Source organism: Mycoplasma sp. 3392, assembly GCF_053851755.1.
In genome coordinates this window covers 58,742-79,027 of the sequence record NZ_JBSQBF010000003.1, presented here as the reverse complement: position 1 = coordinate 79,027, position 20,286 = coordinate 58,742, and the positions used below count along the sequence as shown (strand labels likewise).

At 30.6% G+C, this 20,286-nt stretch carries 21 protein-coding genes and 1 other RNA gene; 2 read left to right on the top strand and 20 right to left on the bottom strand.

Annotated elements, in window-relative coordinates; translation table 4 throughout:
- Positions 1–4: 4 nt before the first annotated feature.
- From ACWXVV_RS02555 to ACWXVV_RS02535, 5 genes are read right to left on the bottom strand one after another with little or no spacing between them, the layout of a single operon-like run.
- Positions 5–844 carry a pseudouridine synthase gene (locus ACWXVV_RS02555; protein ID WP_438341721.1) on the bottom strand — a complete coding sequence of 280 codons (840 nt, stop codon included), beginning with the start codon at positions 842–844 and terminating at the stop codon, positions 5–7.
- Positions 837–1,457 (bottom strand): SMC-Scp complex subunit ScpB, encoded by a 621-nt coding sequence (scpB, locus tag ACWXVV_RS02550; RefSeq protein ID WP_438341720.1) that lies wholly within the window; start codon positions 1,455–1,457, stop codon positions 837–839. The genes ACWXVV_RS02555 and scpB overlap by 8 nt, the downstream gene beginning before the upstream one ends.
- Positions 1,444–2,208: a segregation/condensation protein A gene (locus ACWXVV_RS02545; protein ID WP_455984685.1), complete on the bottom strand. Its 765-nt coding sequence runs from the start codon at positions 2,206–2,208 to the stop codon at positions 1,444–1,446. The genes scpB and ACWXVV_RS02545 overlap by 14 nt, the downstream gene beginning before the upstream one ends.
- A gap of 5 nt (positions 2,209–2,213) precedes the next feature.
- Positions 2,214–3,077, bottom strand: coding sequence for a lysophospholipid acyltransferase family protein (locus ACWXVV_RS02540; RefSeq protein ID WP_455984684.1), 864 nt, complete (start codon positions 3,075–3,077; stop codon positions 2,214–2,216).
- Between the two features lie 9 nt (positions 3,078–3,086).
- Positions 3,087–3,383 carry a 4'-phosphopantetheinyl transferase superfamily protein gene (locus ACWXVV_RS02535; RefSeq protein WP_438341717.1) on the bottom strand — a complete coding sequence of 99 codons (297 nt, stop codon included), beginning with the start codon at positions 3,381–3,383 and terminating at the stop codon, positions 3,087–3,089.
- A 93-nt stretch (positions 3,384–3,476) separates the two neighbouring features.
- Here ACWXVV_RS02535 and recU point away from each other — a divergent pair, with 93 nt between their 5' ends.
- Positions 3,477–3,968: a Holliday junction resolvase RecU gene (recU, locus tag ACWXVV_RS02530; protein WP_438341716.1), complete on the top strand. Its 492-nt coding sequence runs from the start codon at positions 3,477–3,479 to the stop codon at positions 3,966–3,968.
- On the opposite strand, the gene ACWXVV_RS02525 is transcribed toward recU, so the two are convergent.
- The 8 genes from ACWXVV_RS02525 to prfA are packed head-to-tail and all read right to left on the bottom strand — an operon-like array spanning position 3,958 to position 10,635.
- Positions 3,958–4,233, bottom strand: coding sequence for an HU family DNA-binding protein (locus tag ACWXVV_RS02525; RefSeq protein ID WP_455984683.1), 276 nt, complete (start codon positions 4,231–4,233; stop codon positions 3,958–3,960). The two genes, recU and ACWXVV_RS02525, sit on opposite strands and share 11 nt — an antisense overlap.
- Positions 4,234–4,235: 2 nt before the next feature.
- Entirely contained in the window at positions 4,236–5,231 is a 996-nt protein-coding gene (locus tag ACWXVV_RS02520; protein WP_455984682.1) for an NAD(P)H-dependent glycerol-3-phosphate dehydrogenase, read from the bottom strand.
- Positions 5,224–6,540: a ribosome biogenesis GTPase Der gene (der, locus tag ACWXVV_RS02515; RefSeq protein ID WP_455984681.1), complete on the bottom strand. Its 1,317-nt coding sequence runs from the start codon at positions 6,538–6,540 to the stop codon at positions 5,224–5,226. Before der ends, ACWXVV_RS02520 begins: the two co-directional genes overlap by 8 nt.
- Before the next feature lie 4 nt (positions 6,541–6,544).
- Positions 6,545–7,216: a (d)CMP kinase gene (gene cmk / locus ACWXVV_RS02510; protein WP_455967963.1), complete on the bottom strand. Its 672-nt coding sequence runs from the start codon at positions 7,214–7,216 to the stop codon at positions 6,545–6,547.
- A 2-nt stretch (positions 7,217–7,218) separates the two neighbouring features.
- Positions 7,219–7,623, bottom strand: coding sequence for a hypothetical protein (locus tag ACWXVV_RS02505; protein WP_438341711.1), 405 nt, complete (start codon positions 7,621–7,623; stop codon positions 7,219–7,221).
- 46 nt (positions 7,624–7,669) lie between these two features.
- Positions 7,670–8,806, bottom strand: coding sequence for a molecular chaperone DnaJ (gene dnaJ, locus ACWXVV_RS02500; RefSeq protein WP_438341710.1), 1,137 nt, complete (start codon positions 8,804–8,806; stop codon positions 7,670–7,672).
- A gap of 27 nt (positions 8,807–8,833) precedes the next feature.
- Positions 8,834–9,547, bottom strand: coding sequence for a peptide chain release factor N(5)-glutamine methyltransferase (locus ACWXVV_RS02495; RefSeq protein WP_438341709.1), 714 nt, complete (start codon positions 9,545–9,547; stop codon positions 8,834–8,836).
- 5 nt (positions 9,548–9,552) lie between these two features.
- Positions 9,553–10,635, bottom strand: a complete 1,083-nt coding sequence (gene prfA, locus ACWXVV_RS02490) for a peptide chain release factor 1 (RefSeq protein WP_455967970.1) — start codon at positions 10,633–10,635, stop codon at positions 9,553–9,555.
- A 99-nt stretch (positions 10,636–10,734) separates the two neighbouring features.
- On the opposite strand from prfA, the gene ACWXVV_RS02485 reads away from it, so the two are divergent.
- The gene (locus ACWXVV_RS02485) at positions 10,735–11,466 is read left to right on the top strand and encodes a nitroreductase family protein (RefSeq protein WP_456012477.1); all 732 of its coding nucleotides are present in this window, start codon (positions 10,735–10,737) and stop codon (positions 11,464–11,466) included.
- A gap of 90 nt (positions 11,467–11,556) precedes the next feature.
- Here ACWXVV_RS02485 and ssrA read toward each other — a convergent pair.
- From ssrA to secDF, 7 genes are all read right to left on the bottom strand, one after another.
- Positions 11,557–11,938: a transfer-messenger RNA gene (ssrA, locus tag ACWXVV_RS02480) on the bottom strand.
- Between the two features lie 30 nt (positions 11,939–11,968).
- Positions 11,969–12,403: an SsrA-binding protein gene (gene smpB, locus ACWXVV_RS02475; protein WP_438341706.1), complete on the bottom strand. Its 435-nt coding sequence runs from the start codon at positions 12,401–12,403 to the stop codon at positions 11,969–11,971.
- Positions 12,381–14,540 (bottom strand): ribonuclease R, encoded by a 2,160-nt coding sequence (rnr, locus tag ACWXVV_RS02470; protein WP_456012476.1) that lies wholly within the window; start codon positions 14,538–14,540, stop codon positions 12,381–12,383. Before rnr ends, smpB begins: the two co-directional genes overlap by 23 nt.
- The gene (gene secG / locus ACWXVV_RS02465) at positions 14,530–14,772 is read right to left on the bottom strand and encodes a preprotein translocase subunit SecG (protein ID WP_438341704.1); all 243 of its coding nucleotides are present in this window, start codon (positions 14,770–14,772) and stop codon (positions 14,530–14,532) included. The genes rnr and secG overlap by 11 nt, the downstream gene beginning before the upstream one ends.
- Before the next feature lie 3 nt (positions 14,773–14,775).
- Positions 14,776–16,473: an aspartate--tRNA ligase gene (gene aspS, locus ACWXVV_RS02460; RefSeq protein WP_455984678.1), complete on the bottom strand. Its 1,698-nt coding sequence runs from the start codon at positions 16,471–16,473 to the stop codon at positions 14,776–14,778.
- A gap of 1 nt (position 16,474) precedes the next feature.
- Positions 16,475–17,746 (bottom strand): histidine--tRNA ligase, encoded by a 1,272-nt coding sequence (gene hisS, locus ACWXVV_RS02455; RefSeq protein WP_455984677.1) that lies wholly within the window; start codon positions 17,744–17,746, stop codon positions 16,475–16,477.
- A gap of 9 nt (positions 17,747–17,755) precedes the next feature.
- On the bottom strand, positions 17,756–20,272 hold the full coding sequence (gene secDF / locus ACWXVV_RS02450) for a protein translocase subunit SecDF (RefSeq protein WP_438341701.1): 2,517 nt from the start codon (positions 20,270–20,272) through the stop codon (positions 17,756–17,758).
- Positions 20,273–20,286 lie beyond the last annotated feature (14 nt).

Here is a 20,286-nt window from a genome sequence, read left to right as displayed (position 1 = left end):
CCTCCTATCATTTTGGATATGAAACAAATTCCATGTCGTTTAAATAATCAAGTTCAGGAAGTTGTAAATTTCTGATAACAATGCGATAAGCATGTAAAAAGACACGATGCGATTTTTTGCCACCATATTTTGTGTCCCCTAGAATCGGCACTTGCATGTGCGCTAAAGTTGCTCTAATTTGGTGTTTTTTACCAGTTTTTAAAGTAGCAAATTTTTTACCGTTTTGTGTGAAAAAATGAGTTGTTGCTTTTACTCCAAATTTGTTATCACGATCTACTACCATCTTTTCTTTTTCAATGTCTTTTTTTAATCTAACACTTACTAATTCATCACCTTCAAAATCGCTAATGAATTGATATGTTTTTTCAAAATCATTATGTCTTGCTTTTAGTTCAACTAATGTTTTATAGTTTTTGGCATAAATTATCAGTCCTGATGTTACTCTATCCAAGCGACCAATTGAATCAGGAACAAAAGAAGCAAATTTTTCATATTTTAGGTATGTTAAAACTTGATTTTGTAGCGAGTCTTCTTCACCAACCATTGTCACACTTGCTTTTTTATCAACGATTAAAATATTGTCGTCTTCATACACTTTTTTGAAAGTTACATTGGTTTTTTGCACTCTTTTTTCAATGTTGGCATTGTCAATTCCATAAACTGTGACTTCATCACCATTGCTTAGTTTTAAGGATTTATCATTAGTTTTTTTACCATTTAGTCGAACATCTTTTTGACGAAATGTTTTTTCAATTTTTGAAATTGGAACATTGTTACAATTCTTGATTAAAAACTTGTATAAAGTTCTACCTTCATCATTTGCTGTTGCTTTTAGTTTAATCATTATATTCTCAATCCTGAACTATTGCATCTTCGTCATCACGACGTTGTGAATTAAATAAGTCGTAACGTTCTGCCTCAACTTTTTGCTCATCTTCTTCGTATTTGTCGAATTCTTCAAAAATCGGTAACTCTGAAAGTGACTTAATTTTGAAATAATCATAGAACTTGTTGGTAATTCCGTACAAAATAGGTTGTCCTGGTGTAGAAGCTACTCCTACTTCTTCAATCAATCCTTTAGCTAGTAAAGTTATCACAATATGATCACTGATTACTCCCCGGATGTTATTGATCATTGAACGTGTGATAGGTTGTTTGAAAGCAATAATTCCTGCAACTTCGACCGCTGCTTGACTCAAAGTTTGTTTCTTTGTGACACTTACTAAATTGCTGATTGCTTCTTTTGCTAAAGGAGCAGTTAAAAATTTGAAAACTTTGTTAAATTCATGAACTTCAATTCCTCTTGACAAAGAATTAAAGTATTTTTGAAAATCTTGTAAAAGTGTGTAAGCTTCATTTTCATTATTTAGATTGAATACTTCTTTCATTTGTTCAACTGAAAGACCTTGGTCGCCTTGAACATATAAAAGTGCTTCAATAATTTTATTGTTGACCATATTTTTCTCCTTTTTTGATTGCAACAATTTCTAATTCTTCATTTTCACTGATAACAACTACTTGTTGACGTGCTAGATCTAGTAAAGCAATTAAACTAATTACAAAATGCCCGTATGTCGGAACACTGAAAACATCTTCAAAATTTAGAGTATCAGTGTTTTTAGTTTCAAATAATTGCAAAATTCTTTGTTTTTGTTCTTCTGGCGAAACTGCTTTAGTTGAAAGCGAAATATTTTTTAATGTTTCAGCATAAGTTCTTTCAAACATTTTTCTTAATACTAAAGCAAGTCTTGAACCTGATGAGTGTCCTGCTAGTTCATTAGGATCACCTTTTCGCGCAAAAGGACGTAAATCACTAATGGTTTTGTTGTATAAATCTTTTCTTTGTTCTTCGTGCTGTTTTAAAACAACACTCAAGTCTTTGAAGCGTTCATATTCAGCAATTTGACTCAACAAACGAATTTTTTCTTTGTTTGCTTCTTCTTGTTCTTCTGGATCTTGCAAAATCATTTTAGCTTTTAGATTAATTAAAGTTGCAGCCATTACTAAGTATTCAGAAGCGGTATCAAAATCATTTTCATTAAGATTGTGAATAATTGCTAGATATTGATCAGCAATTTCGTTAAGATCAATTTCTCAAATATCAATATTTTTATCTCTAATTAAAGTAACAAGCAAGTCCAAAGGACCTGCGAATGATGAAAGCTTAATGTCTAAGTAAGAAGGTTCTAATGATTCATTTGGTTCCATAAAAATTAAAAGTCCTCAAGTTTACGTGCTTTTTCTTGCAATTTTGCTTCTTTTTTAGCTTGTTTTTGGCTGTATGTTAGTTTTTTAGGATTACGTTTTTTAGGTTGTTTTTTTGAATTGTAAACTTCTTGATTTTGATATTCTGATTGTACTTTTTGTTTTACTAAGTTAGCAATTCGACTTGTTTCAGCTTGGTTGATTTTCAAAGTGTCAATAGCATCATGAAAAATTACTTCAATAGTGATTTTTTTTCTTCGTTTTGGATCTAAAGCAATCCCACTTCCATTAATAGTCACTGGCACAACTGCAAAAGAATTAGATTTAACCACTTTGAATGCTCCTGCTTTAAATTCTAATAATTTGTCATCACGTGATCTTGTTCCTTCAGGAAAAATTACCCCCAAAGTTCTTTGATCACGGACAAAATGACCAAAGGATTCCAATGTTTTAACGCTTTCACGAATGTTTTCACGATTTAGGTAGAATGTATCAATGATTGAAAGTGTTTTACGAGTTAAATATTTATCTTGTAGTTCCTGTTTTGCTAAAAATGTTGGTCTTAAATTGTCAACGTTAACATCTTTAGTTTGTTTGTCCATTGCTGCCATTATTGCAATAGCATCAATATTTGACACATGGTTAGGATACAAAATTGCGCCATGTTTTGGCAATTTATCATACCCTTTAACAACTAATTCGATTTTTAAAAATTTCAATAATCATTTAGCTCTTTTAACTAAGTAATCTACTCTTTTTTGCAGTGTAAAGACGCTTGGATTATTTTTTGAATTTCTAGCCGTTCTCAAAATTCCTAGAATTCTTAATCCTAGTCATGGGCTACACAAAATCATCTTTGTCTTAATGTTCATTTTTGCTCCTTAATTTTTGATTGCCATAGCAATAACAAACTCACCCTCGCTAGATGTTGAAAGTGAGAAATTTTTGTAACGATAGGTTATATCTTTTGAAATTGAAATATCTTTAAAAGAATATTCACTATTGTCAGCTTTATAAATCGCCTCTTTAAGTGCTCATCTTGTCGCTAAAAATATATCTTTGTTTTCGCTTTTTTGATAGTCAACATATTCAATGTCTGACAGAAAACGTTTAATAAAATGTTCTTTTACTTCTTTAAACCGATTAATGTTTACCAAATCAATTCCTATCTTATACATGTTTATAATTATACCTGTGGTTTATATTTAAAATAAATATAAAAATTATTTTTTTCTGGCTATGATTTCTTACTTTAATAAGTAGGAGGCAATATGAATAAAAATAAAGGTATGCTTTTGGAAAAAATAATTAATCAAACTAATGAACGTTATGCCCTACTTAATCTTGCATTAATTCACAAAAAGAATCTTGATATTAAATTCAAACAAGTAGTAAAAAAGGACAAAAAATTACTGATTGAAGATGCTAAAATAGTGCAAAAATCGACAGTCGACTACTATGGAATTTATAGAGGTAAATTCATTGCTTTCGAAGCAAAAGAATGTGAAGGTGACACTTTTTCCTATCAAAATATACGTAAGCATCAAATCGAATATTTGGACTTAATTAATCGGCATCAAGGGTGTGGTTTCTACATAATTTTTTTCAAAAAATATGATGTCTTTTATTGAGTAAAAAGTACTCATTTACACACGTTTTTTGAAAAAAAGAGATCACTGAAAATGAGTGATCTCGACAAGATAGGAAACAAGCTAGAATTGATATTTCCTGGGGTATTAAATTATTTAGATTTTATTTGTTAATTTTACTTTTTAGAACTTTTGAAAATTTGAATTTAGGTTCTACCTTAGCAGGAACAATAAGTTGTTCTTTTGTAAAAGTGTTGATAGTTACTTTTTCGTCTTTGTGTACTGTGCTGAATGTTCCAAAACCTGAAATAGCAACTTTTTCTCCTTGTAATAATTGTTCAACAATTACATCTTCAAGAGAATTGTAAAATTGTTCAACTTCGCTAATTGACTTGTCTAATTTTTGAGCAATTTCGCTAATTAATTCTTTTTTGTTCATAACTATTCTCCTTTAAGATCTCTTTTAATCAAATTTTTCAACATTAGTTCTAAATCATAATCTTCATAAATTACTTTATATAAACCTTCAGTTATCGGTAATTCCATTTGTTTTTTACTTATAACATTATCATAAATCGCTTTTAAAGCAGTTAAACCTTCTACAGTCATTTTTGTATCAAGGGCTTCTTTACCTTTTTGACCGTAAAGCTTACCAAAACTAAAATTACGAGAAAACTCACTAAATGCAGTAACGATTAAATCACCTATTCCTGTCAATCCAAACAAGGTTTCTAATTTTCCACCGTTAGCTTCTGCATATTTGCGCATTTCAACAAGTCCTCGAGTAATTAGTGCTGCTCGAGTGTTAATTCCATAACCTTTTGCATCCAGAATGCCTGATGCAATAGCTAAAACGTTTTTATAAATCGAACCGATTTCAGCTCCAATTTCGTCTGTTTGAGTATAAACACGGAAATAATCATTTGAAAACAGTTGTTGTACCAATTTTGCTTTATTTTCATCGCGATCTACTGAGTCAACAACAGTTATTGAGTCTTTAACAATTTCTTCAGCGTGTGAAGGACCTATTAAACTAACAACACCTTTCACATTTGCATTGTTAGCTGTTTTTTGCTTCATAGCAGTGTGTAAAGGGATAATTGTTCCTGGATAAAAACCTTTAGCAACATTGATAAACATAACTTCAGAATTTAAATTTGCCAAAACATCATTAAATACTTGATCCATAAATTTAGATGGCACTGCTAATAAAACATAATTAGTTTTATTTAGTGCTTCTTTGAGATTGTTAGTTGTTTTAAAATTTGGTAAATATATTGATTCTGGAAAGTACTTTAAATTTTTGCCTTGTTTTAATTGTTCTAATTCAGTTGTATCAACACCATAAATAGTAACATCGTGACCGTTTTTGTGCAAAATTTTTGCACAAGCTGTTCCCATTGAACCTGAACCGATAACAGTGATTTTATTACTCATAATTTCTTCCTTCATTTTTGTTTCTTAACAGAATATTAATCGGAGTTCCCTCAAAGTCAAAATACTCACGTATTTGATTTTCGATATAACGCAAATATGAAAAGTGGGCATACTCACGATTATTAACAAACAACACAAATGTTGGTATTCTTCCTTCGATTTGTTGGGCAAAATTTATTGTTAAACGTTTACCTTTTAATGATGGTGCTGGCTTGAACAATTGCATTTGCATTATTGCTTCATTTAGTTTTGATGTAGGTATTTTTCTCTCAAGATTCTCTCTTACTGTAATTATTAGTTTTTTCAACTTGTCTAGCCTCTTGTGACTTTTAGCACTAATAAAAACTATCGGAGCCCAATCTATAAACTTAAATTTTTCTCTCAACATTTCTTCATGACGAATCATTGTATTAGTCTCTTTTTCGATTAAGTCTCACTTGTTAACAACTATAATAATTGGTTTTCTTTGTTCAAAAGCAAAACCTGAAATACGTAAGTGAAAGTGACTAATGTCTTCAGTTGCATCTAGTACTAAAAGAGTTAAATCACTTTCTTCCAAACTATTCATTGCACGCATTAGTGCATAATGTTCAACACTGTCAATAAGCTTAGATTTTTTCTTGATTCCGGCTGTGTCAATAATTTCAAATGTTTGGTCTTCTATTTTTACTAAATCACTAACGCTATCACGAGTTGTTCCACTAACGTCACTAACAATAGAACGATACGAACCGCTAAGAGCATTTAATAGTGAAGATTTCCCAACATTCGGTTTTCCAATTATGCTTAATTTGAAATGCTTTTCAGAATCTTCATCATTTTTGGTAATTTTTTCAACAATCGCATCTAGCAACGAACCTAAACCTTCTCCATGAATGGCACTAAGAGCAAAAATTTCATCAAAGCCTAGCGAGTAAAAAATAGGATTAAATTCACCACGCTCGCCTTCACACTTGTTAATGGCAAGAATAATTTGTTTTCCTGATTTACGCAACAAATTAGCTACATAATAATCTTCATTAGTTAAATCTTGGCGTCCATCAAGCATAAAGACAATAATATTTGCTTCTTCAATTGCTATTTGCGCCTGAATTGAAATTTGGTCTTGCATTTGGTCATCACTCACCGTGATTCCACCAGTATCCACAACTTTAAAAGTTGTTCCAGTTCAAGTCACTTCATCGTATAAACGATCTCTTGTAACTCCTGGTTGATCATGAACTATTGCTTTTCTTTTATTGATTAATTTATTAAAAAGAGTGCTTTTACCAACATTCGGCTTTCCAACAATTGCTACTAATTCTTTCATGCTTTTACTCCTTAATTTTTTCTAAGGCTAAAGCATGTATTTCTGCATAAACCTCTAGAAGACTTTTTTTCGATGAATCAATTCTAATCGAACCTGGTGAACATATTAATGGATCTTCTTTGCGATTCATATCTTGTTCATCCCTTGCAATAATTTCTTGCAATGTTTTGTCATAGTCACTATCGAAACCTAATTCAGCATTTTGTAAAACTCTACGTTTTGCTCTAATGTCAGCATCAGCTCATAAGAAAATTTTAAGTTCAGCAGTAGGAAGAATACGGTAAGTTGCATCACGACCATCAATTATAATTCCTTTATAAGAAACAGAATATCATTGTAAAAAGTCAACTACTTTTTTACGAACAGAAGGATAAACTGCAATGTCACTTGCTGCTTTGGAAACTTCATCTTTTCTTAAATCATGAGTAACATTACGACCTTTAAAATACACTTGTTCTTTTTCATCAATTTTGATGTCTTCGAAATTTCATTGACTATTCACTTGGCTTTCATTTGTTAAGTCCAATTTTTGTTCAATTGCGTTTAGGGCAATTAGTCGATAAATTGAACCACTTGAGATAAAGAAATAACCCAATTCTTTGGCTAGAAGTTTGGCAACACTAGATTTACCAACACCGCTTGGACCATCAATTGCTATGTTAATGCGCTTTTCCATAATTATTCTCCTCTTAGTTTACTTAATTCTGTTTCAACGATATTTTGAATTGCATCGATTTTTGCATCATGTAACAATGGCAAGAATTTTTGCTCATAAATCATTTCACCATCCAACTTATTTTTTTGTTTAACGGTTTCAAGATTTGCAATTTGTTTTGTAATGAAATCATCATTACTAGATTTTGGTTTAGCAGAATTCACTTTTTCTTTAATGATCGTCTCATTTTCAACATAAGTTTTGAAATCGTTAAATTCTTTTTCAAAATCTTCAAAATAACCCGTTAGCTTATCTCTTAATTTTAAATATTCTTTACGGGTTTTTTTAATAGTTTTTACTAAAGAACTAGTCTTTTTTAGCTCTTCACGATAATTTTTAAAATGCTGCTTTCTACTAGGCAAATTCATAAAAGAATTATAGCCACATAATGCTTTAAAAAAATAAAAAAGTTAGCTATTTTTTACTAACTTCTTTAACTCATTTTTCATAGGTATTATCTTTATTATTTTCAAGAGCTTGAACAACGATTTTTCGCTCTGAATCTGATAAAGTAGGAATAAATGTTTTAATTCTTACAATCATTTTTCCATATTTATTTTGGTTTAAGAACTTAAATCCACAATCTTTGATTATGAATGTGTCACCATCTTGATTTTTTTTGTCAAGTTTTATTGGTTTTTCACCATATGGCGTTGGCACATAAATAGTTTCTTCAGCTATTATTGATTTAACTGATACAGGAACTTCTAAAATAATATCATTATCAATTCTACGGTAGTAGTCATGACGCTTAACTTCAATAACAAGTCGCATATCTCCGGTTTGTCCACCATTTTTTGATGGAATTCCGAACCCTTTTAGCAAAAGAACTTGACCACTCATTATTCCTGCTGGAATGTCAACTTCTTGTTCAACATTAGTTCTAATTGAACCATTACCTTTACATTTTGAACATTTTTTGACAATTATTTTTCCAGTACCAGAACAATCAGGACAAGTTGTTACACTTTGAAATAAACCAAACATTGAAGAAGCAACTTTACCCCCGCCATCACAAGTAGAACACTTCTTAAAGTCTTCGTCTTTTTCAGCTCCTTTGCCTTTACATAAATCACAAATCTCGATTTTTTGAAGTTTTAAGGTTTTTTTGACTCCGAATACTGATTCAAGAAATGTTATTGTTATTCTTTGCTCTAAATCAGCTCCTTTTGTTGGACCATTGGGTTTTGAACGTCCAAAGGCACCACCAAAGAAATCACCAAAGCCATCGAATTCATCAAAGCTAAATGCTTTTGAAAATCCACCAAAAAATTGTTTGAAGATATCAGACGCGTTCGAGAACCCTGAAGCTCCACCCATTTGGTCAAAAGCAGCATGTCCAAATTTATCGTATTTAGCTCTTTTCTCTGGATCACTTAAAACTTCGTATGCTTCCGAAACTTCTTTAAATTTTTCTTCTGCTCCTGGTTCTTTATTTCTGTCCGGGTGATATTGCATCGCTAGTTTACGATATGCTGATTTAATTTCTTTTTCAGTTGCTGTCTTAGAAATTCCTAATACTTCATAGTAATCACGTTTTTTATCTGCCATAATAAATATATTTTAGCACAAAAAGGACTAGAGTGCTAAATTTTCTAATTCTTGCTTTGTTATGACTACTATTCTTTTCTTGCCATTAATGTCTTTAATAATGTTGCTTTTAGGATAATTTTTTTCGAAAAATGGTGCTACAAAATCATCGATTTCAAATATTAAAACACCGTTTTTATTTAAAAATAAATGTGCTTTTTTAAGAATTTTTAAATAATCTCTAAGGCCTGAATCTTTAGCATACAAGGCATATTTAGGATCAAATTTTGGTTTGTTAATGACTTCTTGATAGTTCAGATAAGGCGGATTAGAAATGATGACATCATATTTTTTTGTAACTTTTTTGAATCAATCGGAGCGAATAAAATTGATTTTAGTTTCGTTAATAAAAGAGTTCTTCTTGGCTTGTTTTAGTGCAAAAAAGTTCTTTTCTACTGCGTCAACATAGCATTTTTTGTTTTTTTGTATCGCTATTGCTATGAAACCACTACCTGTTCCAAGATCTAAAACTGTCGAGTCTTTGTTAATGTGGTTATAAGCTTCTAAAATAAGTTCTTCCGTTTCATAACGAGGAATTAGCACAAATCGATTTAAAAAAATTCGGACATTTTGCATTTCGCAAAAGCCGATTATTCTTTGTACTGGATAACCTTTTTTAAGAAGCTTTTGCTCTTTTTTTGAAACTTTTAGTTCTAAATTGTTTCGGTGTTTTTCACGCAAAAGTTCTTCTTGTGTAGGCATGTTAATTATTGTTCTCCAATTTGAGCAATTTTTTCTGCTCTTTCTTCAGCTAATAATGATTCAATTAGCGAAGTCATGTTTCCATCCATAACATTTTTAAGCGAAGTTGAAAATCCTATTCTATGATCTGTAACTCTGTCTTGTGGATAGTTATAAGTTCGAATTTTTTCACTTCTATCACCTGAACCAGCAAGTTTGCGAATAGTTCCTTCCTCCTCTTCTCTTTTTCTTACTTCCATTTCATATAGTTTAGATTTCATTAATTTCATTGCTTGTTGACGGTTAGCAATTTGTGAACGTTCATCTTGCGATGTAACTACTAAACCTGTTGGAATGTGAGTAATACGGACAGCACTATCGGTTGTATTAACACTTTGTCCACCTGCTCCTGAAGAACGGAAAGTGTCCACTTTTAAATCTTGTGGTCTGATTTCAATTTCGACATCATCATCGACAGCAGGAAGAACTGTTACAGTAACAGTTGAGGTATGGACTCTACCTTTTGTTTCGGTAGCAGGAATTCTTTGTACACGGTGAACTCCTCTTTCAAATTTTAATTTTGAAAAGACTTTATCTCCACTCACTGAAAAGACAACTTGACTAAATCCACCAGCTGCTCCAAATGTTGAATCGATCATTTGGACTTTCATATCATTTAGATCAGCATATTTTTGATACATTCTAAACAAGTCACCAGCAAAAATGTTAGCTTCATCTCCACCGGCTGCTCCTCTAATTTCGATGATAACGTCTCTTTCGTCATTTTCATCTTTAGGTAATAAAAGAATTTTTAGTTCTTCTTCAAGAGTGGTCATTTCTTCTTCAAGCGATTCAATTTCCATTTTTGCTAATTCTAACAATTCAGCATCTTTTTCGTTTTTTAATACTTCTTTAGCTTGAATAAAAGCATCATTACTTTTTTCTCATTTTACGAAGCTTTCATAAATGTCACGAATTGCATTTTGTTCTTTTTGCAATTTTGCATATTTTTTGGTGTCATTGTAAATTTCAGGTTTTAATAAATCTTCTTGAATATCCAAATATTTAGTTTTGATAGCACTTAGGCTTGAAAGCATTGTCTTTTCCATAATTAAATTATTATACAATAATTTGTCTTGCTTTAGGGTACTAAGATTTGGACAAAAATAACCTTTTTGGACTAAAATATAACAAAAAAGGAGAAAAATATGGATTTATACCAAGCAATTTTAAAACGTACAAGTATTAGAAAATTTAAAGATAAAGCAATTGACGATGAATTAAAAAAGAAATTATTCGATGCTATCAAATTGGCACCTAACTCTTCTAATTGACATTCTTCAAGTGCAATAATAATCACCGATAAAGAACAACTAAAAGCAATCGGGCAGGCAAATAAATTTGCTCGAGCTGTTGAAAGCTGTGCAATGTTTGTTGTTTTTGTGGCTGATTTCAATCGCATGAATTTAGCTCAGAAGCACTACCCAGAAATTAAATATGATTTACACACAACAGAAGGATTTTTAGTTGCTGCTGGAGACGCTTACATTCAAGCTACTATGTTACAAGACGTTGCCATTTCGAATGGTTTAGGTACTTGCTTTTTAGGTTTAGTAAGAACAATGATTCCAGAACTAAGACAACTATTAAACATTAAAGGTCAGGCATTTCCAGTTATCGGTTTAGCACTTGGATATCCTGATGAAGAAGTTAGTGTTAAACCTAAACCAAATAGGGTTTTTGAAGGTAAATATGACATTGATTCATTAGATATCGAAGCTAAAAGATATAGTAAAGAATTGGAAGATTACTTTACAAAACTAGCTCCAGATAAAAAAGCATATTCATACTATGAAGCCTCGATTCTAAGTGCATCTAGATACAACATGAATACTAAAGAAATCGAAGAAATTTGAGACCTTAAATTACAAAACAAATAAAATAAACACACTCACAACTAGGAAAAAGATAATTTTTTCCTAGTTTTTTGTTACTTTTTCAGTCTTTTTAGCAAAAAAGATATAAAAAAATGGTGGAGATGCGGGGAATTGAACCCCGGTCCACACACAAACTTACTTGCAAGTACTACAGTTTAGTTGTCTTTGAAATACATTAACAAATCAATAAGACAACAAAATCAATTTGTTAATGGCAACTCATTTTTCAGTTTCAAAATAGTTGCACTTTTGAAACCTAAGCCCTAACGACAACTTTTTCTAGCGGGCATAGAAAAGTTGACTAAAATTCATTAAGCGAATAATAGATTTGATTGACGATTGAAGAATACAGGTGAAACTGATAGTTCTTCGTTTTCGCTAGTTTTTCCGGTCATTGAAAGCCTAGAAGCAATTATAGTCTGCCACACTACTGCGCTTTTAAGGAGCTTGTGCCTGTCGAAGCCATTACACCCCCATTAATAACAATAGCAATTATAAGCTATGGTTAGTATTGTTTCAAGATTTTTTGCAATTTTTTATCATTTTCCTCTTGAATTATTTTTTGTCTTTTGTCATGTACTTTCAAATGCTTAGCAAGAGCAATCTCTACTTTTATGTGATTATTTTTTCAATAGACTAGAGTCGGAATGATTTGCAGTCCCAATCTCTCTACTTTTGATTGAATTCTAATAATTTCATTCTTATGAAGTAAAAGCTTTTTAGTTCTTTCTAAATCACCTTTAACATTCATATACTGTGAAATGTAAAAATTATTGATTCACATTTCATTACCTTTAATGGTGCAAAAAGCATTATTTAAATTGGCATTTTGAGCTCGTAATGATTTTACTTCTCATCCTTGTAAAGAAATACCACATTCATATGTTTCTTTGATTTCATATTCATAACGAGGATATTTATTTTTTACTATTTGCTTCATAATAATCCTCTGGTAATAAGGCGTTGATTTGACCCTTTGCTTTATCAACGCTTGCAATTACAATTTCATAATCTTTGTCAGCTTTGAATTCTAAAGTTGGTCCCTTAGCAAGAAGTGGTGAGATTTGTGAAACCATTTCTCTTTGAATATCTTCGAACCTAAGAAGAATAGAGGTTTTATAGTTTGGCAATTCGAAAAATACTCCGAATTTTTCACAACTGATCACTTTAGCTTTATATTTTTGCGAAACAAAAGCTTCAAAAAATTCTGCTTTTTTAAGATCAACTACATCTCTTTCAATTGACATTGCCACAACTTCTGAATCAGTGTTCTTTTGGGCGATGTCACTGATTTTATTTTCTAATAATCCCTTTGTTTCATCATTTAATGGCTGACTATTAAAAATATAATCTCTTATTAGGCGATGCAATAATAAATCAGGATAACGTCTAATTGGACTTGTAAAGTGAGCATAACAACTGCTTGCTAGCCCAAAATGACCAATATTTATTTCTGAATATTTTGCTTTTGATAAGGTTCTTAGTAAGTGAGCCTTAAGAAAATCATCAAAATGATCTTTTTCTTTTATTTTGTCAATCATTTTGGCAAAATCTTTTGAAAGCCCAGTGTCAGGAACTTTAACATTTAAATTTAAAAAGTTTAGAACTTCTTGCAAGTTAAAGATTTTTTCCGGTTCTGGCTCGGCATGAATACGATAAATTGAAGGTATTTTCTTGTCTGCCATCATGGTCGCAACTGTTTCGTTGGCACGAACCATAAAATCTTCAATCATCATTTCACTGATGCCTGATCTTTTTATTACGATGTCTACTACCTTGTCACCATCCATAATAATTTTTGGCTCTTCTATTTCGAAATCAACATACCCTTCGTCATTTTTTATTTTTCGAATTAGTTTACTTATATCTAATGCTGTGTCAAGTAAATAAGTTGTCTCGAAATCAAAAATGTGAGGTTTTTGAGCATAATAATCGTTAACTCTTGAATAAGTTAAACGATAATTACTTTCGATTATTGATGGATAAATTTCATAAGAAATATTTTTACCATTTTCATCAATGTGCATTTGCAATGTCATTGCACATCTTTTTTGTTGTGGATTTAGTGAACAAATTCCATTTGACAATTCAAAAGGAAGCATAGGAATAACTTTGTCGGGAAGATAGATTGATGTTCCTCTTTCCAATGCTTCTTTGTCAATTGCATCATTTTCTTTGACATAATGTGAAACGTCAGCTATGTGAACTCACAAATCGAAAGTTCCGTCAGATCTTTTTTGACAACTAATTGCATCATCAAAATCTTTTGTGTCATCGCCATCAATGGTAACAGTAAATAATTGGGTTAAGTCTTTACGATTTTGATAATCAGAAGCTAAAACTTCTTTTGGTAATGATTTTGAAAGCTGTTCAACTTCAGTTTCAAAATCTATTTCAATATTATTTTGAGCTATGATCTTCTTTTCTATTACACGTGGATTATTGATGTTACCTATGTATTCAATAAACTTAACATCTACTCGTGACCCACCTGCTTTAGGACTTAAGACTTCCATTTTTGCCAATTGCTCGGTTTCGTAAACAAAATCATCTGGCAATTTTTGCACAAAATATTTGGCTCTGTCGCGATCATCAAAAGCTTCAAAAAAGAATGTCGGCACATTAAAACCTTTTACAAATTTACCAACTACAACTTTCTTTTGATGTTCCTTAACGTGAGTAACAAAAGCACGATAAAATGTTTTTTCTTCTTGTTCATAGCCGTAAATATCAGCATGGACAATATCTTTGTCTAAAACATTGTTTAGTTGGAATGGTAAAGCCAGAGCACTTTTATCTTCTTCAAAATCAATAAAACCTAATCTTTTGTTAGTTATTGAAATTTCAAAAAAACCACCTGTTACATAGTCAAGAGCAAAATATTGACCTTCACGGTTTTTTTCTACTAGCCTTAGCTTTTCGCATTCAAAAATCAATTCGGACAGTTCTTTATTATGAAATTTAGCAACTTTTAGTTGCTTTGCTATTTCGATAAATTGAAGTGGTTTTTTTTCTTTTTTTAGTAAGTCAACAATGTCTTTAGTTTGTAAATTAAAACGTTTATAACTATTTGCCATTTTGAATTACAACTCTCAGGACAATAGCAATAATTATTAATAAAAAACCGAAAATCATCATTGAATATTTAAGAAATTTTTTGAAACCTCTTTCTTTTGAAACTTTAAATAAGTCAAGGTCTCCACTACCTACAAGGGCACCACTGAAACCATTTGAATCTGGTGACATTAAAAAAGAAATAATGATGATTATGATTGCCACTATAGCAATTAAAACTAATCAAATAGTCATTAACTATTTTTCTCCTTTCATTGCTAAAAAGTACTCATCTAGTTGGTCTTTTGTAACCATTGAAGGAGAGTTTGATAATAAATCAATTTGTTTTGCATTTTTTGGAAAGGCAATAACGTCACGAATTGATTGCGAATTAGTTAGGATCATCAAGATTCTTTCAAGTCCGAAAGCCATTCCACAGTGCGGCGGAAGACCATATTTGAATGCTTTTAAGAAGAATCCAAATTTTGATTCACATTCTTTTGGTGACATATTTAATTTTTCAAACATTAATGATTGAAGTTTTGGATCATTAATACGAACTGAACCTGAACCTAGTTCATATCCATTTAAAACTAAGTCATATGAACGAGCGCGAACTTTGTCATATTCATTGTTTTCAAAATAAGACATAGTTTTTTCATCAATCATAGTAAAAGCATGGTGAGCTGGTTCATAAGTTTGACTATCTTCATTAAATTCAAACATTGGTCAATTTACGATTCATAAGAAATCATAACGATTTGGATCAGCAAGAAGATATAAATCATTTAAAACAACACGAACAGCTCCTAAAGATTTTGTTATGTCACTATATTTACCAAAGCATACAAATAGCGAACCATCACTAATGTTTGCTTTCGATAGTAGTTTTTCAAGTTGGTTATTGTCTAGACTATTCCCTATTGTCATTTGGTCTGTTATTTTGTTAGATTCAATTTTGTAAATAGCAAAATTTTTAGCATTATTTTTTGTTGCTATTTCGGTTATGTATTTTCAATCGTTTGAACTATCTTTATCAAAAGCAATAAATTTTAAAGCATCTTCGCTTGCTAGTAGTTCTGAATAATCAGTTAGAAGATATCCGTATCTTGTGTCTGGTTTATCATTTCCATATTTATCCATTGATTCAAAGAAATCCATTCTTCTAAATGGAATGTTCAATTTTAAACCTAATGAGTTAAAAATGTGTTGATAGTAATTTTCTACAAGTTTAAACAATTCTTCTTCTGTTGAAAAAGACATTTCGAAGTCAATTTGAGTAAATTCAGGTTGGCGGTCTTTACGTGAGTCTTCATCTCTGAAAACTCTTGCTATTTGGAAGTATTTTTCAAACCCTGAAGCCATTAAAAGTTGTTTATACAATTGCGGAGATTGTGGTAGTGCAAAAAATTTACCCTTTTTTCTTGTTGGAACTAAAAAGTCACGTGCTCCTTCCGGTGTTGATTTACATAGAATAGGAGTTTCAATTTCCAAAAATCCATTGGCATCGAAAAATTTACGGGTTTCTAGTGAAACTTTATGTCTTAAAGCAATGTTTTGTTGCATTTTTTCACGACGTAAATCTAAGAAACGATATTCTAAACGAAGGTCTTCATTAGCTTCAGTATTTTTTTCGTTGTCATTGATTTCAAAAGGAATTTGACTCGCGCTGTTAAGGATTTTGTATGATTCAACTTGAACTTCAATCTCTCCAGTTGCTAAATTTGGATTAGCTTCCAGTCTTTTTGTTACAGTTCCCGTTACTTCAATTGCACTTTCTTTAGTTAATAAAGGATCTGAAACATCAGTAAAAATTACTTGAATAATTCCACTTCTATCTCTCAAGTCAACGAACAGTTGTTTTTTAAATTTTCTTTTGTTCGCTATTCAACCATAAAGAGTGACTTTTTGTCCTTCGTTTTTAATGGTCAAACTTGTGTTAAATATTGTTTTCATATTAAATTTCCTCAATAAATTGTTCGATATTTTTTAGCTCAATTGTTTTTTCAGACAGTAAGGTTTTTCCTTTGTCAACATATTTAATCTTATAGTGATTTTTAGCTTGATTTAACTCTTTGAAAATGATGATGTCTGCTTCAATTTGCTCTGCTTTTTTAAACATTTTTTTAATTGAAAGAGGCTCATAGAAAATTTCAATACTCAATTTGGCATTACTGCTTCTTAGTTGACTAACTAAATTTGTCATTTCCTCTTTTTCATCTTCATTTAAATAAGCCACTAAAACTTTTTTGTATTGCGAATAGTTTTTGTTTGAATTGTTATGTGTCAAGATTTCAACTAATCTTTCCATTCCAAAGGCAAAACCAATTGAATCAACATCAGGTCCACCTAACTGTTTTAACATCCCATCATAACGTCCACCAGCTAAAATAGTAGATTTTGTTCCCAGCGCTTGTGAAGTGGATACAAATTCAAAAACTATGTCATTGTAATAATCCAGTCCTCGAACTAAAGATTTATTAACAGAATAGTTGATGTTGTGCTTTTCCAATAATTTACATAATGAATTAAAGTCATCTTTTTCATGTTGTGAAAGAAAATCTCATAATTGTGGTGCATTTTTGACAAAATCCAAATCATTTTGTTCTTTATCATCTAAAATTCTTAAAACATTATTTTCTAATCTCTTTTTATTGATTTCAGACAATTTGTCTTGATACTTAGCAAAATATTTCTGTAAATGTTGAGTGTATGTTTTACGCGAAGCATCAGAACCTAATGAATTAATTTCTAAAACAAAATCTTTGATGTTAATTTGGTTTAGAAAATCACTTGCCAACTTAATTATTTCAAAATTAGTGTCAACACTTTTGGGAGCAAGAAATTCTACCCCGCCTTGTCTAAATTCGCGATAACGACCTTTTTGTGGACGCTCATAACGGTACATATTGCCATAATAAAAAACTTTTAAGTAATTATTTGTTGCTAACTTGTTTTCAACAACACTGCGAATTACTGGAGCAGTACCTTCAGGACGAAGACTAATCATTTTTTCTCCGCGTGTTTGGAAAGAATACATTTCTTTATTTACAATGTCGCTGAATTCACCAGCAGAGCGAACAAATAATTCAGTGTGTTCGATGATAGGTGTCTCTATATAAGAAAAAGAATATTTTTGACAAATATTCTTAAATGTATCGACTATCTGTAAATATAAATTTGCTTCCTGACCAAAAATATCTTTTGTTCCTTTTACTTTTTGATACATATTTTCTCCTTACTTATTGAAATCATTGATTGTACTAAATTCTTGTTCTTCAACTTTTGAAGTAGATCAATAGAAAGTATCAATACGTTTTTGTTTGCGAGCAAACTTGTTGGTTAACATTCATTGTCATAGAAGTGGTGCAAGCAAGAAATCAAAACTAAAAATTGATAGATTGATTAATAAAATTGCTAAAAACACATTTTGCATTTCACTGGTTGTAAATGCTAATGACAATGAAATTATCGACACTAAAATCAAGAATCAAACAGATGTTCTAAATGATTGATTGATCAATTTTTTGACAATTGTTTTGATTTGTTCTGGAGAATAAATGTAATTTTTTAGATTTGTATCTTGGTGAGTAAGAATTTTAATTTTATTAGCACTCATTAAATGTGAGTAAATAACAAAAACATGTGCAATAAAGAAGATTAGAGCAAGATTGTAATCAAATTTAATTTTGAAAATAATCATTAAAGCAATAGTTAATAGAAAAACATTATATTCTTTGATGAAATAAATTAGAGTTGTTATCAATGAATAACGAATTCAGATATAGATACCTACTAAAAGAAGAGACACAATTAGTGGTATTCAAGAAAATCCTAATTGTCTTAAAAATCCTTTAGTTGATCAAGTTCAATTTTCAAGAATAAAATTGTTTGCTAAATCAGTCGAATTCAATGCTGTTGCTAAATCTAACGATTGTGAAGAAGAAACTAACATTGTGTATGTGTTGTTATCTAATGAATTTTGCATTATTTGCACATTTTCGATATTCAATGCACTTAACTGTTTTTGAACCGCTAAAGCAGTGCTTTGTGTGATTCCATCAAGGGTTGTAATTGCATAGTTATTTGTTGTCTGCAATAGTGGTGATAAATCTAATGATCTTTCAAAACTAGTTCCATGTGAAAATAGAATGATGAAAGCAATTGGTAAAACTAAAGCGAAAAAGATTGTGTTGTATTTAGATACAAAATTTAATGCAATTTTTGATTTAAATCTAAACTCTTTTGTTAAAGATAATAATCAAGGATAGTAAGCAAAATGATCAACATTTGTTAAGTTATAAATGATAATGTTATTTAACCCAATAATGATTATAGTTGTAAAAATAGAAGCAACTATCACCATTGAAGCAAAGACAGAAACAACATTGATGCTTAGGTATAAAGCCATGATTGATGCTACAACTAAACAAAGCAGAGTGTCAAACGAAGCAAACAAAGTTGTTTTTTGTGATTTTTGAATTGCTTTAGAAGGTGTCATTTTTTTGACTATTTCACGTTTAAATCTAGCTAAAGAATTATTCATTAGTCCAAATGCAATTAGTAGTGTTGTTATTAGACCTGCAATTAATAATGGACTTAAAGAAATTCCAAAACTTGTTAGCACTAAATAAATTACTAATCCATTTAATCCAAAAGCTAAAGAAGAAATCAACCCTAATATTCTGTAATTGAAAATTAGATAGAAACCAATAATTGCGAAAACAATAATTAAAACAAACTTAATCGCTTGGTAATTAAAGGTTTTTGTCGCGTAATTAGTTGCTAAAACTTTTAATTGATAAGGTGAATAGGCATAATTAATGATTGCGCTTAATTCTTTGTTTGAGTATGCTTGATAATTGTTGAATAAGTAGATGATTTTATCTCCTGGTTTTGCATAAGTCATCACCGACGGAGAAGAAACTGATACTAAATATTTACTTGCATTAAGTGAATCATTTTTTAATACTGGTTCTTTAACTTTTTTAGTAGTTTGATCATATGAACCAACTGCATTATTATTCTCGTATGCAAAGTTAACTGGATTTTTATTTGCCGCAGCTCAATCAGAAGCAAATTGATTTTCTGCTAAATTAACAAACTTTTTAAGATTAATCCAGAAATAAATTCTTTGATTTTGGTAGTCCTGTTTTAATAAATCTAATTGGTGATTACCTTTGTCACTTAGAAGTAAAGATACTCGATTAGAAGCTTGCTTGGTATTTCAATTTGCTGGATTATTTTCTAAAGGCAATGCAAAGTCTGCTTCATTACCCTTAAGCAATTTATCCAAACTTACATTGTCATTTGAACCTGGTTTGAAATATTGGTTTTTGTAAAATAAAGGAGTTCCTGTTGAATCGGTTACAACAATGTATGATTTATTCGCTAATTTATTAACAAGTTCATTTAAATCGTAGTCATTGTTAATATTTGTTTCTAATTTTAAAACTCCATTACCGTCATACAAACGATAATTTTCATTAAGGTTTCCGTATGAAAGCAACTTTTCAATACCACCAAAAACTTCCTGGTTAGAAAAGGAAGTGTTTTCACTCAAGTTTTCATTGTCAGAAGTGTCAATTTTAAGAACTACATTAGCTTGCTTAACGGTTGAATTAGCATTTGAATTACTACTTTTAAAACCTAATGATACTGCAATTATTAATGCAATCGAAATTAACAACACTCCAACGTAAGTAATCAGTCATCTTAGCTTGTTTTTTGGATTTTTATTGTTTTCGTAATTCATATTTTTAAATTATA